Source organism: Crocosphaera sp. (genome assembly GCF_030064895.1).
Classification (GTDB): Bacteria; Cyanobacteriota; Cyanobacteriia; order Cyanobacteriales; family Microcystaceae; genus Crocosphaera.
Genome location: NZ_JASJEB010000034.1, coordinates 1 through 17,485, shown reverse-complemented (window position 1 = coordinate 17,485; position 17,485 = coordinate 1). Strand labels below are relative to the sequence as shown.

General features: G+C 36.8%; 12 protein-coding genes. 7 read left to right on the top strand and 5 right to left on the bottom strand.

Annotated elements, in window-relative coordinates; translation table 11 throughout:
- The first annotated feature begins 168 nt into the window (after positions 1–168).
- Both QNJ66_RS10655 and QNJ66_RS10650 read left to right on the top strand, forming a co-directional pair.
- Positions 169–3,078, top strand: a complete 2,910-nt coding sequence (locus tag QNJ66_RS10655) for a starch-binding protein (protein WP_300506255.1) — start codon at positions 169–171, stop codon at positions 3,076–3,078.
- 253 nt (positions 3,079–3,331) lie between these two features.
- A complete protein-coding gene (locus tag QNJ66_RS10650) occupies positions 3,332–4,024 on the top strand; it encodes a hypothetical protein (RefSeq protein ID WP_300506252.1) in 693 nt (230 codons plus the stop codon).
- A 73-nt stretch (positions 4,025–4,097) separates the two neighbouring features.
- Here QNJ66_RS10650 and QNJ66_RS10645 read toward each other — a convergent pair whose 3' ends face one another.
- Positions 4,098–4,433 (bottom strand): XisI protein, encoded by a 336-nt coding sequence (locus QNJ66_RS10645; protein ID WP_300506249.1) that lies wholly within the window; start codon positions 4,431–4,433, stop codon positions 4,098–4,100.
- Positions 4,421–4,723, bottom strand: coding sequence for an element excision factor XisH family protein (locus QNJ66_RS10640; RefSeq protein WP_300506246.1), 303 nt, complete (start codon positions 4,721–4,723; stop codon positions 4,421–4,423). The genes QNJ66_RS10645 and QNJ66_RS10640 overlap by 13 nt, the downstream gene beginning before the upstream one ends.
- A gap of 256 nt (positions 4,724–4,979) precedes the next feature.
- On the opposite strand from QNJ66_RS10640, the gene QNJ66_RS10635 reads away from it, so the two are divergent.
- Positions 4,980–6,638, top strand: a complete 1,659-nt coding sequence (locus QNJ66_RS10635) for a peptidoglycan-binding protein (RefSeq protein ID WP_300506244.1) — start codon at positions 4,980–4,982, stop codon at positions 6,636–6,638.
- Between the two features lie 206 nt (positions 6,639–6,844).
- Here the strand turns inward: QNJ66_RS10635 and QNJ66_RS10630 are convergent, their stop codons facing one another.
- From QNJ66_RS10630 to QNJ66_RS10620, 3 genes are all read right to left on the bottom strand, one after another.
- Positions 6,845–7,675: a type II CAAX endopeptidase family protein gene (locus QNJ66_RS10630; protein ID WP_300506241.1), complete on the bottom strand. Its 831-nt coding sequence runs from the start codon at positions 7,673–7,675 to the stop codon at positions 6,845–6,847.
- Between the two features lie 88 nt (positions 7,676–7,763).
- Entirely contained in the window at positions 7,764–8,057 is a 294-nt protein-coding gene (gene clpS, locus QNJ66_RS10625) for an ATP-dependent Clp protease adapter ClpS (protein ID WP_300506240.1), read from the bottom strand.
- A 444-nt stretch (positions 8,058–8,501) separates the two neighbouring features.
- Positions 8,502–11,030 (bottom strand): hybrid sensor histidine kinase/response regulator, encoded by a 2,529-nt coding sequence (locus tag QNJ66_RS10620; RefSeq protein WP_300506258.1) that lies wholly within the window; start codon positions 11,028–11,030, stop codon positions 8,502–8,504.
- Positions 11,031–11,364: 334 nt separating this feature from the next.
- On the opposite strand from QNJ66_RS10620, the gene tnpB reads away from it, so the two are divergent.
- The 4 genes from tnpB to QNJ66_RS10600 all read left to right on the top strand — a co-directional run.
- Positions 11,365–12,516, top strand: coding sequence for an IS200/IS605 family element RNA-guided endonuclease TnpB (gene tnpB / locus QNJ66_RS10615; RefSeq protein ID WP_300506237.1), 1,152 nt, complete (start codon positions 11,365–11,367; stop codon positions 12,514–12,516).
- A 321-nt stretch (positions 12,517–12,837) separates the two neighbouring features.
- A complete protein-coding gene (locus tag QNJ66_RS10610) occupies positions 12,838–14,736 on the top strand; it encodes an NAD(P)H-quinone oxidoreductase subunit F (RefSeq protein WP_300506234.1) in 1,899 nt (632 codons plus the stop codon).
- A gap of 252 nt (positions 14,737–14,988) precedes the next feature.
- Positions 14,989–16,446: an NADH-quinone oxidoreductase subunit M gene (locus tag QNJ66_RS10605; protein ID WP_300506233.1), complete on the top strand. Its 1,458-nt coding sequence runs from the start codon at positions 14,989–14,991 to the stop codon at positions 16,444–16,446.
- A gap of 172 nt (positions 16,447–16,618) precedes the next feature.
- A partial coding sequence (locus QNJ66_RS10600) for a CO2 hydration protein (RefSeq protein ID WP_300506230.1) occupies positions 16,619–17,485 on the top strand: 867 nt, incomplete at its 3' end.

Genomic DNA, 17,485 nt, shown 5'->3' with positions numbered 1-17,485 from the left:
GGTTTTAAGTCTAATACAGTTGTCATAGTTCAATTATTACTGCTTCACCTCTATGATATCTATGACCTTTACAAAAGAAACAGCATATTAAAACATTGTGAGAATCTTAAGAAGTGAAGTAACAGGATGATAGGTTGACCTTAAAACAGCTTAAGGGAAACGTAAATCATGGCCGATCTTGTTGTCTACTTCAAACGTCCCAACTTTTGGAGAGAAAGCGTCAATATTTATTACTGGAATACCCAACCCTTGTCATCTAGTGTTGAATGGCCGGGGGTTGCTATGACAGAAGAAGGTGATAACTGGTATAGCTATCGTTTTTCAGGAATAGAAGAAGCCAACTTTCTATTTAACGATGGTAATAGAAGACAAACCGGAGACTTTTGGAGAGATCAAGACGGTTGGTTTATGCAGGATACTTGGTACGATCGCCACCCTGACACTGAAGCAACTCCTTTGATAGTACATTTTAAACGGCCTCCTTCCTGGAATAAAAACATTAACATCTACTATTGGGAAACTCGGCCCTCTTCCCAGTCAGTTTCCTGGCCAGGAGTTGCCATGACAGCAGAAGGAAATGACTGGTATCGTTACGAGTTTGCAGAAGCAGAAACAGCCAAGTTTCTCATTAACGATGGAGGTTGGAGAAAAACAGAAGACCTAACAAGAAGTAGAGAAGGATGGTACTTAAAAGATAGTTGGTCAGATCAAAACCCACAACGGCCAGCACTTCCCTTAATTATTGCCACACCAAAAGGAGCAACTTATCAACAGTCGCAACTTGTAACCCTTTCCAGTAACAATGATGACGACGCTATCTACTATACAACAGATGGCAGTGAACCCACAGTTAACTCAAACTTATATGAACAACCTATTTCCATTGAAGCTAACACAACCCTGCGTTGTTTAGGACGTAATGCACTAGGAGAAATAGGTGCTATTTTTGAATTTATATATACTATAGATCCCAATGCAGACTTTAGAAAACCGACAATAACCACCAGTGTCAACTCCGGGACATATTTAGAAGCGATCGCACCGACATTTACTCTCAAAGATGATCGAGAGGCCCCTGTGGTTGCTTACTATACCAACGATGGCACGGAACCCACTAGAAATGGCAACATATATCTTAGGGGTAATGCGATCAATGGTTTAACCGGGCCAAAAATGATCCTCGACAAGACAACTAATGTGAGGTTTTTGGTCATAGATGGTGCAGGAAATGAAACCTACGCTGATTTTTATTACAATGTCGGGGATAATATCGAAGCGAGAGACTTTCGGGAAGAAACAATCTATTTTCTGTTGACAACCAGGTTTTATGACGGTGATCCCAGTAATAACTTTTTCTGTCGCGATCGCATTAAATTTAATAATCGAGGAGAAGCAGAAGATCCTCATTGGAGAGGAGACTTTAAAGGGTTAATCCAAAAATTGGACTATATTAAAGACTTAGGGTTTACTGCTATATGGATCACTCCTCCTGTAGAAAATAGAAGTGGTTTAGATTATCATGGCTATCATGCTTATGATTGGACAAGAGTTGACCCTCGTTTAGAGTCTCCCGACGCAACCTATCAAGACTTAATCAACGAAGCACACGCAAGAGGTTTAAAAATCATTCAAGATGTAGTGGTAAACCATTCTTGTCAGTATGGTATCAGGGGAAAAGTTTGGATCGATCATCTTCCTGTGAAATATTATGTACCTCATGGATTACAACAAGGAAGAATTAAATATGGTCCCTATCAAGGAAACTTAGGTAACTATCAAAGCGAGTTTCGGGAAGATAATGATAACCCAGTGGCCCCTGACTGGTTTAAAGAGAGACAAACATCTGATCCTGAAGGGATGGTCCCCTTAGTTGATCCAGTGACAGGAGAAACCGTTCCCAAAGAAGGCTATAACCCCAACCGCTTTTTTGGGATCGATGCCAATAATTTAGATCCTAACTGGTATCATCAAGACGGGTTTATGTCTGGGGGAGACTGGGAAAGTGTAGCCATCCAGACGAAACATTTGGCTGGGGATACTATCGACTTAGCGACAAGACGGGATAATGTCAAAGATTATCTAATCAATTCTATTTGTCAGTATTTAGATATGGGAGTAGACGCGTTACGTATTGATACAGTGAAGCACGTTGAACGTAATAACTTACTAGAATATGTCGATGCGTGGAAAGCTTATAAACCTAGTTTATTTGTCTTTGGAGAAAACTTAGTTAAGGGAACCGGATGGGGTGATTTATTTGGGGATGATAATGCACCTTCATTTTTACGGCCTTGGTGGTATACACGCTTAGGAGACGATCCCAAAGATCCCAACTCTGGGGGAGACTCTGGTTTCTCGGTGTTAGATTTTTCCCTATTTTCTACCTTTCGGGATAACCTTAGTCGGGGTAGTTTTAATGGTATTGGGGCTATATTAGCTAATGATTGGGTGTATGGAGATGCAACTACTTTAGTTACCTTCTTACAAAACCATGATGTTGGCCCAGATAATGATTTCCGCGATCGCTTCCGAGGCAATACAGAATGGGCCGCTGCTGCCTATAATTTGTTGTGGACGATCAGAGGTATTCCTTGTTTATATTATGGGGAAGAAATCGAGTTTATGAAGGGTAAACCCCAGGATATTATGGGCAATGATGATACCTTGGATCAGACGGGAAGAGCTTATTTTGGGGATCATTTAGAAGACGATACGATTCAAAAGACTCAAAGTCATCCTTTGTATCAACATATTAAACGCTTAAACATAATTCGTAGTCGTGTTCCTGCTTTACAAAAGGCCCCCATGAGTCAAGTTAATGAGTGGGGAAGTGGGATGAGTTTTGTTAGGGAAGATCAAGGTAGTAATAGTTATGTTGTGGTAGGTTTAACTATCGGTGGCCAACAACAAATTACTATTAATGATATCCACAATGGTACTTATCGTGATGCGGTGACGGGTAACAGTATTGATGTAAATAGTAACTCCATCAGTTTTGAAGTTAAAGCCAACTCAGCCGGTATTTATGTCTTAAATGGAGAAGGCAAAATAGGAGAGGATGGGGTTTATCTGTGTTAATTACTTACACTAGCTAACTTCCACTGATCTGACATCATCCCACACTATAATCTTTTATTTTGTGTGGGATGATGTTATTTATTACGGGTATAAAATAAAAGTAGATCATCTTATCGCTTTTCTATCACTATTAGAGAAGTATAATGAAGAAGAAAGTCTGAAAGTGAGACGGGGAAAATAGTTAATCCTCGTGTTTCTTAAATGACGGTAAAATAAAATGTCTTAATATTTACTCTGAACAATTTTGGGACTAATGAAAAACTTGTTTGAGCAACTTCCAGAAATTATTAGTGAAGCATCAAAAAGTGAGTTAGGAATTCTTGCTTTGATGATGATCATAATATCTGCAATTAGTATATATTTCTTTCGTAAATCCTCTGAAAAAACTAAGATTTTAATTTTCTATTCTTTATTGATAGGTATTTTACTTTTTGCTATAGCAACTTTTCGGAATAGTTTCCCCAAACCATCTGTCCAACAACAACTACCACCAGGTCAAGAAATTATCATTTCTTCTGATGCTCATTTAGGATGGGTGGGAAGTAACTCCAATAAAAATGTCTATACACTAGAAGTTAAAAACTATAATAACAATGCAGCTTATTATATTGTAGGACAAGCTTTATTGTCGGACTGTGGTAAGTCAAATGGAAAAATATATTTATCACAACAAAATAATAATTTTACTAAGATAGCAACTTGGAAAAGTAATGAGTTAAATTGTTATCAAGAAGTTCCTGATAAAATGAATCCTAACAATTTTGGAATTACAGAAGAATTAGAAAAAAAGCTAAGATTTAATGGCATTTTTAAGGAAATTAAACGTGATGTAAGTTCTCATATACAAGGTAATGGGAATTATAAAATAAAATGGGAATATAGTTCAGGTTGTTGTGGAATCTTCATTGATGGCGTAGATTTAATGGTAATTAATAATCCTAATTAATAAATTATTCTCTCTTTCTCCTCATTAACAGACTTAATAAACCTAACCCTATCAACATCAGTTTTTCTTGAGCTTAAATAGGAGCAAAGTCAGTGTATTGACGAAGTTTTGGGGGATGGAATGCCAAGACAATATCATTTTTGGGGATACCTGCTGTTACTAAATCGTTAGCAACTCCATCTTCAGTGTTATCACATTGAATCCAAACTTTATCATCAACAATTTCGAGATGGATTAAACAACTGTGAAGATGCTCACTTTTATTCCATCCTTCAGAAATAATTAGATATTGGTCATTTTCAAGGTCAAATGCTGCACGGTTATGAACAGGAACATTAGAGTAAGTAATATTCCTATAGGGTGTTAAGGTTTGACAAATGATTTTACGATATTTTTCTAGTTTATCCATTGTGTAATTATCTCTGTTTCAGGATCGAAAATAATAATTGTTAGATAGTCATCTAACAATAAAATTTGTCCAATTTCTTGACTAAATAAGCCATCAAAAATATCTTTTCTAATAGCTAAATAAAGAGTACGTTCTGATGATTTAGCTCGGAGAATTTTTTCATATAAAATATATTGTCCCAAGGCGTTTTTGAGGTCTTCTATCTTACAATTCTTAATATTTTTGCCCAAATTATTGCTATTTTTCAAGATAGATATGGTTATTTGTAAAAAAGTGGCAATATTTTGCAATTTTTTGTGACTTTTATTAAAGTTATATAACTTTATTGTTAATGATAGAAAATATCTATGTTTTAGTGATACATAATAGAAATATAGCAATCAGTTATCAGTTGTGAGAATTAAATCTGAGTATAAGGGAACAAGGAACAGGAAACAGACGAGAAAGAAGATATCTCATGAATCGTTCCTGATTGTTATATGCTCCTTAACAGTATTAACTGTTAAGCCCACATTTCTCAAGTACACATAAAAAGATTAATTTATTATGGCAGACACTCCAATATTATTTGACAAACCTTTCCCAGAGGTACAAGTACGCAGTCCTTACACACAATACTCCAACAAAATCATGGGAAGTGTTTTGGTGACAGGGGGTTTTATGGAACCTTTTGGTCATGGCTATAAAAGCACTGCTAGACAAGCCATTTTTAAAGATGGATCAATGAGGACTATTCGTCCAGGTAACTATAATATCGGCTTCGACTATACAAAAGGGTTTGGCACTAACGTTATTTGTATGTATTCAGGGGTCGTGACCAGAGCAGGCCGAGAAGGAGGTTATGGTTATCGTATTCATATTAAATTGGATACACCCTTTGTTTATAACGGTCAAGTACATACTTGTTACCAAGCTTATGCTCATTGTTCAAGATTGCTAAAAACAGTAGGACAAAGAGTGACTCAAGGAGAAGCCATTGGCATTGAAGCAGGCCATGGTCCTAGGGGGCCTCGCGATTATGGCTCTCATGTTGATCTTGATACCTATTGCGATATAAGAGGGCAGAGAATTCATCTTAATTTTGAACTCTTAGCAGGGAGTTTAGATCCTAAAGATTTCATCGAAATCATTGAAATGATGAAAGTTGGTTCTCGCGGATTAGATGTCCGTTGGCTACAACAAAAATTAAACATTACTGCTGATGGACAATTTGGTAATCAGACCAAACAAGCAGTAGAGAATTATCAAAGTAGTCAAGGAGATTTATCAGTGGATGGTATTGCCGGTCCTAATACCTGCAAAAAGCTAGGGTTATCCGGTTACGCCATTTATGCGAAAGAAGTCACGGTTATCAAAAGTCAACCCGTTCAATCAGATGAGATTACTGATCCCCAAGGAAAATTTGACTTTAGCCCAGAACCTGATAATGAACCATTATTAGCTAATTGGGTTGAAGATTACGACAATCATTGGAAGTTTGAATTAAAAACGTCTAGAAATAACTTATTTAACTGGTATGCCTTTAAAGCTCATCTGGAGATTGTTCAAGGTTATGAGGAAGATATAGAGAATGATAATCTTGGCGATCTTGATCCATCGGAAGAGAATCAACCCGATGGAGAACTACCTCGCTGGGAAAAAGCGTTAAAAAATTGTCCCACTGAAGGCTGTAAAAAAGCAACATCAGATCCCGAAAATATTTCACCCCCAGGGGTTGCTGCCAGTCATGAAATTGCTCGACGGGATATGACACATCTCACCCCAGAAAGGCTAAGTTCCCTGAAAAAAGCGAGTCAAAAACTTAATGTTCCTGTAGCCATTGCTGCTGCCCTTGCTAGTCGTGAAAGCCACTTAGGGGGCGTTTTGGGGATGTTTGGCAACAATCCTGGTTGGGGAGATAATAATCATGGTTGGGGTATCTTACAGGTTGATCGCCGTTATCATAGCCTTAGGGGATTAGACGATCCCTATTCTCAAGCTCATGTTGAACAGGCTTTGGGTATTTTTAGTAGTTATCGGGATCAAGTTAAACAGAAGCATTCTGATTGGTCAGATGAGAATGTTCTCAAAGGGGCTTGTGTAGCTTACAATTCTGGGGTATCTAATGTTGTCACCATTGCAGGTATGAATCGGGGAACAACACATAATGACTATGGAGATGATGTCATTGCTCGCGCTCAGTTCTATCAGCAGAACTTAGCTTAACCGCCAGAAGCCCCACGCTGTATTTTACCGAAAAACACCCACAAATCAGCGTGGGATTAATGACCAAACATTGAACATCTTTCATCTTTCATCTTTCATCTTTCATTTTGGTTTCAAGCCTCTCCCTTTAGGGAGAAAGAAGTTTGGGAGAGGTTTCAAGCCTACTTCCAAACGAATGATAAATGATAAATGTAATGACATCTGCATTATTTTCTTAAGTTGTTAGGAATTCTCATCAACAAACTTAATAAACTTAACCCTATCAACCCCATAATTCCAGCAAGAGGATTATTATCAATTCCTGTAACCAGGGTAGAAACTTGACCAGTATAATTAACAATTTGACCAACATTAATGATGTAATATCCCCAAACTAAACCCCCATGAAGTCCAATACAAATCCCCAAACGGTTACTATGTCCCATTTTTGCCCAAACTAAAGTAACCCCTAACAAAAATAAGGCCGGAAATTGGGGAAAAGTCCTGATAACTTCTCCTATAGGTTTAATAAAGTGTAAAATAGCAAAAATAAGTCCATTGGTAACAACAAAAATGTTGCGAGAATAACCTTTTTTAAGTTCTTCTAATAACCATCCCCGAAAAAATAATTCTTCTGCTAAACCAATACCTAAAGCACTCAATAAACCTTCAAAAATAATGCGAGTAAAATTATCATCAGGTTGAACAAATTTAACCCAGCCAAAAATTGCTTCAATAATAAACAGTCCAAAAGTAAAAAATAATCCCAAAGTCAACCCATTAAGTAACTCAATGCCATTTTTTCGAGTAAATACTAAACCATAATCTCGCCACCAAAATTTAATTTTATAAACTTTTCTATTCCAAATAAATAACAATCCAATAAACTCTAAATACAAAATAGCCATAGTAACAATGGTAGTTAAATTAGGATCATCTTGTAATAGCCAATAAAGGGGAATGGCAACAGGAAGCCATAAAATCAAAAGAAAAATTATAAAAATTCCCAGTCTTAAAGGTACTGGGTAATTAGCAATTATGGTAAGATTATTTTTCAAGGATTCAAAGTTTTGCTCAAGTTAGCATTAATAATAATTGTAGAAAACATTTAGATAAGTGTTCCCAATTTTTCAGATTTTAATTGTCTTATTCGTCCGGTTCAATAGTGCTAGTTAAACCGTGATTTTTCAACGTTTCACAGTAAAATTCAGCCGGTTCTAAAGCACAAGTAGTAACCAAAGCTGTGCCATTACTATGGGCTTCCATCATGATATCAACCGCTTGGGGTTGGGTAATACTTGGTACTGTCTGCATCAAGGTCTGCACCACATATTCCATAGAATTGAAATCATCGTTATGCAGCAAAACTCGGTAACGAGGGGCTGGTTTCCGCACCGTAGAAGTGGATGAAGACCGTTTTTCGATTACATCTGTTGTCATTGCTCTAGATATCCTTTCTGTTTTGAATCATGTTACCAAAAAAATCATTTTTACGCTTAAATGCATATTTTGACATTTTTGTCAATATAAATTCAAATGTACTTTAATACTAATTCAATACGTATGTTCAAAATAGAGTAAAAAACTGAGTTAAAACAAGTCAAAATACTAAGAGGATAACCAAGTAATTAGGGTTAAAGACTCGTATTTTGAAAGTAGACATAAATGCTGTAGATGTTTATCGTCTACAATCATACCATAAAGGCGGAAACTCGTTGCTTATTGATAATTATATTCACTATCAAGAAACGTTAAAATATTTAATATTAAAACTATTTAGTATTTTTGATAATATTTACTTATGATTTAGGGAAACAAACCCCGGGTAAAGGTTCAAAGAAAAATCACGTATTTACATTTTTGTCAAGATAAATTCATATTTCCTTAATGATTCAACTGACTTGCTGCAATAGAGATAACTTGGCACAATTGGGAAATCTGTTCTTGATCATCAGAAATTAAACAAGGAAAGACAGATAATCCTTTTACATTATTAGCTGCTTGTGCGCTAACAACATCTAGAACCACTAAAGGTAGGGAAAGGAGTTCAGGGTTTTTAGCAAGTGATCGCAGATAATCTAGAGAATCATCTAAAAATTGTCCATCTAAGACAATAACATCAATATCCCAAACACTGACTAATAAAGAGGCTTGATCAAGATCATCGGCCTCAACAATGCGATGATTGAACTGAGATAATTGGCCAATCAAATTGCCTTCTAATCGTGATTTTAAAGCAGTAGGCTGCTTATTGGAAGGAGAAAAATTAGGAATTAAACTGAGAATAGTTAGAGAACGACTTTCAAGTTGTCTTTTAGGCTGTAGGGTTTTCAAACAATGCTCAAGGGTAGATAAATCAGTAGGAATCTTGATAAAACCATCAGCACAACGATGTTCTCCTAATAATTGATGACCTTGAGTTTGTGTCACTAAAACCCTAATATTTTGGGTTTGTGGATCAGATTTGAGTAAAGTTAAAACATCCCATCCCGATAATAGAGGTAACAAAGGATTCAAAAAAATAGCATAAGGTCGTAATTGTCTGGCCTTTTCTACTGCTTCGGTTCCTGTGCGAGCAATCATCACTCGATAGCCCAATTGTGTTAACTTGTCCATTAAACTTTCAATAGATTGAGGAATAGCCTCAACAATGAGTATTAAAGGATTAGAACGCTGATAACTTTGATCATGAAGCGATCGCTCTTCTTTGTGAGGGGAAGGGGGTAATAGTAAAGTAAATTGACTACCTTGACCGGTTTTAGAGACAAAAGAAATCTCACCTCCGTGCGCTCGAGCTAAACGTTGCGTCAAAACTAACCCTAACCCCGTTCCTTCAAATTGCCGTGTCAAAGGATTTTCTAGTTGTTGGAACTTCTGAAAAATTAGATGTTGAGATTCTTCAGGGATACCAATACCTGTATCCCATACAGTAAAAGCCAGCCAATCTGACCAACGATTGACTTTTAAGCCAATTTTTCCTTCTGTTTGGGTAAATTTCATAGCATTATCCAACAAATGAACTAACATTTGATGGAGTCGTAACTCATCCGCTAATAAATGTTCTAATTTAGGTTCGATTTCTAAACTAAAATCTACAGGTTTATCAGTTTTATTTTGATATTTTTCAGTAATGGAATTATAAGCACGTTTACAAATTTCCTTAATATTAACGGGAACAAAAGACAATTTCAACTGTCCTGTTTCCAACCGAGTCAAGTCCAGAAGATCATTAACTAAAGTCATCAATTGACGACCACTACGGTAAATTAATTGAGCATAATGAACTTGACGAGAATTAAGCTGGCCAATTTTTTCTTCTTGGAGAAGACTAGATAAACCCACCACTGCTGTTAAAGGTGATTTTAGTTCATGACTAATACAAGCCAAGAATTCATCTTTTAAGCGATTAAGTTGTACTAAATCAGCATTTTTAGCAGCTAATTCTTGACATAATTGTTGTTGTTGTGTGACATCAGTTGCCACAAAAATAGAAATAGGATTTGATAGTTTATCCGTAGTTAAAGGACATTTAATAAATTGCCAAATTTTGTCTTTTTCACAAATAGGAATTGCTCCGTTTTCATCATTATCAATAAAATAATTTCCAGGATTTTCTTTGCTATCTTTAGTTACTGTTGATAAAGGAAATGTCTCAAGGTCGTTTTTTGCTTTTAAAGACTGTTTACAAGCAATGTCAGTGATAGAATTGGAAGCGATTGTCTGACAATAATTATGGATATTATCTAAACTTATAGCTTGTGGTGGTCCATCCCTTGTTTTCTGCGGTAAAGGACAAGCGGTTGCTTGATCTGGAGGGATAAATTCTCCAATTTGCTCGCGCCAACTACGATTTTTTTGAATAATTTCCCCTTCGTGGGTTTGTAACATCACCGGTAACGGCAGTTCTTCCAACAGTTCTATAATTAGGTTTTTCAGTGACCCTAACTCTGGTTGAGGATGAGAATTTTCTGCTAAAACCTTTTGTAGAATTTTCCAACTATCCAATAATCCCAAAAATCGCCCACACCTGTCCACAAGTCCATAATTGGGTTGCTTATGGACTTGTTGGTTAGCTTTTAGGAGATCAACCAAGTCAAAAACATTCAGATCACAAGGGATGAGGGTTAAAGGACTCATACAAGTTTCCCAGTCCCATCGGTCCACTGAACTTGGAGAATAGTTCGACCCAGATATTTCCCCGTTGATTGGGGGGGAAGTCACTAGAGATTGATTGAGTAAGCTTAAGAGAAAATCACGACTAAAAATGATACCTAAAGGAATTCTTTGTGCATTAACAACCACGACACTATCATGACCCTGTTCATTGCACTGAAACAGGATTTGTAGTTGTTGGTAGGTAATGGCTGGACTACAGGTAGGGACTGAGTAGAGAAACTGTTTGAGGGTAAGCATGGAAGCCATGACAAAGATAGTTTGGCAAGGAATAGAGATGAAAATTGGTATTAATCTGGACTATAAAGGTTCACCATTGAGTTGAATTTTCAGGTAGAGGTTTTGCGTTAAAATCCCATGTAGTGAGCCTTAGCTTTACATATCCCTGACGGAAGTAGGTTTTTATCAAAGATGTCGGGTGAAGACCCTACCTAAAAATTCTATCAAAAAATACCCATATTGTAGGTAGGGATGAAACCCGACCGGTATATAAACTGCTGAGCATCCATATTAACTTAACTTTTTGGAACAAAAAAGATAATCTATGTTAGAGTTAAACAAGGAGGTGTTGACCATGGGTAATAAAGCATATAAATTTCGCCTATATCCAAACCAACAACAGCAACAATTCTTAGCAAAATGTTTTGGTTGCTCAAGGTTTGTCTATAACTATTTTTTGCGATTAACTACTGATGTCTATGCCGATTGTAAAAAAAGTTTAAGGTATAAAGAATGGTCTAAATTACTTACTTCTTTGAAAAAAGAGTTTCAATGGCTACAAGAGGTTAACTCTCAACCCTTACAGCAAACCCTCAAAGACTTAGAAACTTCTTACTCTCGCTTTTTTAAAGGTAAGGCCAAATTTCCCAGATTTAAAAAGAGGTCTCATAAACAATCTTTTCGAGTTCCTCAAAATTTTTCTGTTACCGAGAAGGGAAAACTTAAGCTTCCTAAAATGTCTCCTATAAAGATGGTAATTCATCGAGAAATAGAAGGAGATATTAAAAGTGTAACTATTAGTAAAACTCCATCAGGAAAATACTATGCTTCCATTGTTACCGAGTTAGATATTCCAAAAGCCCCCTTAAATGGAGATAAAATTGGGATGGATCTCGGACTTAAGGATTTTTGTATTACCAATAAACCAGAAAAATTTGAAAACCCTCGTTACTTTCAACGTTCTTTAAGAAGGTTAAAAATTAGACAAAGGAGATTGAGTCGAAAAGATAAAGAATCTAAAAATCGAAAAAAAGCTAGAGTTAAAGTAGCCAAAATTCATGAAAAAGTTGCTAACCAAAGATTAGACTACCAACACAAAATAAGTCTTAAATTAACTAACGAGAACCAAGTTATTAGTTGTGAAGACTTAAATATTAAAGGGATGGTGAAAAATCGGAAACTAGCTAAACAAATTAGTGATGTAGCATGGGGACAATTCTTAACTCTTTTAGATTATAAAGGCGATATCTATGGCTGTGAAATTAAACGGGTAGATAGATTCTTTCCTAGTTCTAAGAGATGTTCTAATTGTGGGTATATCAAAGAAGATTTAACCCTCAAAGATAGAGAATGGACTTGCCCTGAATGTGGTGTGAATCACGACAGAGATATTAATGCCTGTCATAATTTGCTACAATTCTCTGACGGATGTATAGGGCAGGAAGTGTCCAAATCTACGCCTAACCAGACGGTTGAAATGCCGTGTATCAAGAGCAGTAGTTCTTGAGGGTAGGAAGCCAAGGTCGCGCATTCTGAGGTGTCCTCGGAATGATTTGAGCGACAGTCCAACTATATTGCTTTGTAATTAGTTGGGGTACTTCACGATATACTAACTAAAAAATTAACCTTATTGATACGGAAATAAGGAGATTTAAACATAGTGTTTTATGGGTATCTAAATAATATTTTTTATTTCTACGTAGAAATAAAAAAATACTAATAAAATCAATTTATTTCCAACAATTAGAGATGACTAACAAAGTAAATTTTAACTTTAAGAATGGACAATTATCCATTATCCATTATCCATTATCCACTGATAATTTGCATGAATGATTTTTTATTACATAGTAGTTGGTTTATTCCGTTTTATGGTGTAATCGGTTCCTTATTGACTTTACCTTGGTCTTTTGCCATTATTAAACGCACAGGTCCAAGACCAGCAGCCTATTTAAACCTATTGATGACCTTATTATCTTTTGTACATTGTTCCCTTGCTTTTAGTTTAATTTGGCAAGGAGAAACAGAACAATTAGTCTTAAAATGGTTAAGTGTCGCTGATTTAGATTTATTTTTATCAGTGGAGTTATCTTCTGTTAGTTTAGGGGCATTAGAGTTAATTACTGGGATTAGTCTCTTGTCTCAAATATACGCTTTAGGCTACATGGAAAAGGATTGGTCTTTAGCACGTTTTTTTGGATTAATGGGAGTATTTGAAGCAGCCTTAGGGGGGATTGCTTTAAGTGACTCTTTATTGCTTACTTATGGACTTTTAGAAATTTTAACCCTATCCACTTATTTGTTAGTTGGGTTTTGGTATGCTCAACCTTTGGTGGTAACAGCAGCGAGGGACGCATTTTTAACGAAACGGGTTGGGGATATTATTTTGTTAATGGGGTTAGTGGCTTTATCTAGTTACGGGGAAGGTTTGACTTTTTCACAGTTAGAAAATTGGGCATTAACCAACCCAGTTCCTCCCTTAACGGCAACATTACTGGGTTTATCCTTAATTGCTGGCCCTACCGGGAAATGCGCTCAGTTTCCTCTAAATTTATGGTTAGATGAGGCTATGGAAGGACCTAACCCGGCTGGTATTATGCGTAACTCAATTGTTGTCTCTGCCGGTGCTTATGTCTTAATTAAGCTGCAACCAGTGTTTACTTTGTCCCCTATTGCCTCTGATGTTTTGATTGTTTTGGGTGCTGTCACTGCTATTGGTGCCTCTTTGATAGCAATGGCTCAAATTGACATTAAACGAGCTTTATGTCACTCTACCAGTGCTTATTTAGGGTTGGTATTTATTGCAGTGGGGTTAGGCCATGTGGATATTGCCTTTTTATTGGTATTTAGTCATGCGATCGCCAAAGCTTTATTATTTATGAGTGCCGGAGCAGCTATTATGACAACCAGTGACCAAAATATCACAGAAATGGGGGGTTTATGGTCAAGAATGCCAGCTACTACCACTGCTTTCGTGGTCGGCTCTGCTGGGATGGTAGCACTATTACCCATGGGTATGTTTTGGACTTGGGCAAAATGGTTTGATGGCTCCTGGAAGGTATCTTTATGGTTATTAGCTGTTTTAGTGTTTGTTAATGGTTTATGTGCCTTTAATTTAACTCGTATTTTTCGTTCTGTTTTCTTGGGTACACCTCAGAAGAAAACACGTCGGGCCCCAGAAGTTGCCTGGCCGATGGCTTTGCCGATGGTCACCTTAACTATTTTTACTTTAATAGCACCGTTAGCTCCCATTCGTTGGCAGTTATGGTTGTCAGAAATTGATCCCATCGTAAACAATAATTCTTTTGCTGTTCAAGGGGCAATTCCCTTATTAATTTTATCGGGTTTATTGGGGTGTTTAATCGGAGTTTTTCGTCCTATTCGTCGTGCTTGGGAACGATTAGCTAATCTTTATTTACGCTTCTTCCAAGATTTATTTGCTTATGACTTTTATTTAGATAAAGTTTATGAGGTTACTGTTGTCGCATTGGTGGCCAATATTTCTAAATTAACTGCTTGGTTTGATCGCTATGTGGTAGATGGAGTGGTAAACTTGGTTAGTTTGTTTACTATTTTTAGTGGTAATGCTCTCAAGTATAATGTATCTGGCCAGTCCCAATTTTACGTACTAACAATGTTAATTAGTATTGCTCTCTTTTTATGGTTTATTTTGAGTGGTCAATGGTCATTAATTACTAATTTTTGGTCAAATTTCTTTGGCTTATAATCTCTCTTCTCAATACTGCTCAGATAATACTAAGCAAGGGAGATAATATTGAGTTAAAATAAAAGAAATAAGTGGTTATTTTCGGTTGAATTGCGTTAAATATCAATTAAATTTTCAAATACGCTCTTCAGAGACTAAATTTCTTTCATTTGGCTTCTCCCCCGCTCCCCGCTCCCTGCTCCCCTGCAATCTCAACTAGGATGTTTGTGATCTACTGATATTACTGTTTCTCTAGGAGACAAAATTTTAACAATGCTTAGTGCTTTAATCATCATCCCTTTAATAGGGGCTATTTTGATAGCTTTCTTTCCTATCAAAAAACCAAGTAGTTTTTATCGATTATTAGCTATTATTTTGGCATCATTTTTAGTTATTTTAACCTTAATCATTGGCTTTCAGTTTGATCTAAATAATCCTAATATCCAATTTGCTCAGGATATTCCTTGGATTACAGATATTGGTTTAAGCTATCATTTAGGTCTGGATGGACTTTCTTTTCCCCTAATATTTATCAATAGTTTATTAACTTTAATTGCTATTTATGCTAGTAGCAAAAGTGTCGAGCGATCGCAGTTTTATTATGCTTTGATTTTAATCTTAAATACTGGAGTTTCGGGGGCATTTTTAGCACAAGATTTACTGTTATTTTTCCTCTTCTATGAATTAGAGATTATCCCTTTATATTTCTTGATTGCTATTTGGGGTGGTAAAAGAAGGGGTTATGCAGCGATGAAATTTTTGCTCTATACTACAGTATCAGGAATTTTAGTTTTAGCTTCTTTTTTGGGATTGGTTTGGTTAACTGGTGCAGATAGTTTCGCCTACGAACCTTTGCGATCGCATACTTTATCTTTAAGTAATCAGCTATTACTTATTGCTCCTTTGTTAGTAGGAGTCTTTATCAAAATTCCGATTTTTCCTTTTCACACTTGGTTACCTGATGCTCACGTGGAGGCTTCTACCCCCATATCTGTACTGTTAGCAGGGGTCTTACTAAAATTAGGAACTTATGGTCTATTACGTTTTGCTGTGGGATTATTCTTAAATGCTTGGGTCTATCTTGCACCTTGGATGGCAATTTTAGCAGGGATTAGTGCCTTGTATGGTGCTTCTTGTGCGATCGCACAAAAGGATATGAAGAAAGTTGTAGCCTATTCTTCTATTGCTCACATGGCGTATATTCTTTTAGCAGCTTCTGCTACAACCCGTTTAAGTATCACCGCATCAGTATTTCAGATGGTAAGTCATGGTTTAATTTCTGCCTTACTCTTTATGTTAGTGGGAGTAGTTTATAAGAAAACTGGGACAAGAGATGTGGAAAGTCTCAGAGGTTTACTTAATCCAGAAAGAGGATTACCTGTAACCGGGGGATTGATGATTTTAGGGGTGATGGCTAGTTCGGGATTGCCAGGAATGGTAGGCTTTATCTCCGAATTTTTAGTGTTTCGAGGTAGTTTTCCGATTTTCCCAATTCCCACTCTCTTATGCTTAGTGGGAACTGGTTTAACAGCAGTTTATTTCCTTTTAGTAATCAATAAAGTTTTCTTTGGTCGCTTAACAGAAAGTTTAGCCCATCTACCTAGAGTGAGATGGGTAGAACACGCTCCTGCTTTTGCGCTGTTATTGTTTATCATTGCTTTTGGAATTCAACCGAGTTGGGTAGTTCATTGGAGTGAAGTTCAAGCAGTAGCTTTATTGACTGGCAGTTAAGTAGGTAAGAATAGCTAATTATAAGATGTTGGCAAGCAGGGGGAGCAAAGGGAGCAGGGGAAGATGGGGAAGATGGGGAGATAGAGAGGGCAAAATTTCTAACTCCGGGTGCGCAGCGGGATACCGCAGGTCACTCCGAATTCCGAAGTACAAGTAGCAAGTAAGAAAAAAGATGGTTATTAGTGCAAGTAAACCAACAAAATCGCAAGTTATAGAAGAATATACCAAAAGATTGGAGTCAGGAGAGGCTTTACTTAACGATATTCCCCAAAATCTCATAGAAGTAGTAGGGATTCTCAAAAGTTACGGTGTGGTTTTAGATGCTTACTCCGTTAATCTTTGTTATATTGCCAACACCCAATTTTTAAAATTATTTCCTTTTCTAAAATACTTTAACGGTGAAGTTACGCCAAATAAGTTTTTTCGCAATATTTGGCATAACAGAATCAATTACGAGTATGCGGAATATTGTATGAAATCCATGTTTTGGCATGGGGGAGGCGGTTTAGATGCTTATCTAGATACTCCTGAATTTACTGCGATCGCTGATAAAGTAATTAAAGCCCAGTTTAAATATAATCCTTTGATGTTGGGATTACATAAACTGTTCCCAGACTTTTTGCCAGAACAACTACGTCAGATGGCTTACTACAGTGGCTTGGGTCAGTTTTGGCGAGTCATGAGCGATATTTTCCTGGATTTAAGCGATCGCTATGACCGTGGAGAGATCAAATCTATTCCCGATGTGGTGCAACATATCCTTGATGGTTTAGTCAAAGATGCTGCTCGACCAATTACTTATAAAGTAACGATTCGGGGAGAAGAATACGAGATAATTCCTAAAAGCCTGGGTTTAACTTTCCTTCCAGACACAGGAGTACCCTATGTAGAGGCGATCTTTTTCCGTGGTACTCCCTTTACTGGAACTGTTTCTTACAATGCCCAAGCTTATCAAATTTCCTACGACCAAAGTGCCTTTAATTACGGTGCATTATACGCCGATCCTCTGCCTATTGGTGGGGCGGGAATTCCTCCCACA

Excerpts from the sequence above, each read along its gene's own strand:
- QNJ66_RS10650 (WP_300506252.1), top strand. The coding sequence starts at position 3,332 with ATGAAAAACTTGTTTGAGCAACTTCCAGAAATTATTAGTGAAGCATCA.
- tnpB (WP_300506237.1), top strand. The coding sequence starts at position 11,365 with ATGGGTAATAAAGCATATAAATTTCGCCTATATCCAAACCAACAACAG.
- clpS (WP_300506240.1), bottom strand. The coding sequence starts at position 8,057 with ATGACAACAGATGTAATCGAAAAACGGTCTTCATCCACTTCTACGGTG.
- QNJ66_RS10620 (WP_300506258.1), bottom strand. The coding sequence starts at position 11,030 with ATGCTTACCCTCAAACAGTTTCTCTACTCAGTCCCTACCTGTAGTCCA.
- QNJ66_RS10605 (WP_300506233.1), top strand. The coding sequence starts at position 14,989 with ATGCTTAGTGCTTTAATCATCATCCCTTTAATAGGGGCTATTTTGATA.
- QNJ66_RS10635 (WP_300506244.1), top strand. The coding sequence starts at position 4,980 with ATGGCAGACACTCCAATATTATTTGACAAACCTTTCCCAGAGGTACAA.
- QNJ66_RS10610 (WP_300506234.1), top strand. The coding sequence starts at position 12,838 with ATGAATGATTTTTTATTACATAGTAGTTGGTTTATTCCGTTTTATGGT.
- QNJ66_RS10655 (WP_300506255.1), top strand. The coding sequence starts at position 169 with ATGGCCGATCTTGTTGTCTACTTCAAACGTCCCAACTTTTGGAGAGAA.
- QNJ66_RS10645 (WP_300506249.1), bottom strand. The coding sequence starts at position 4,433 with ATGGATAAACTAGAAAAATATCGTAAAATCATTTGTCAAACCTTAACA.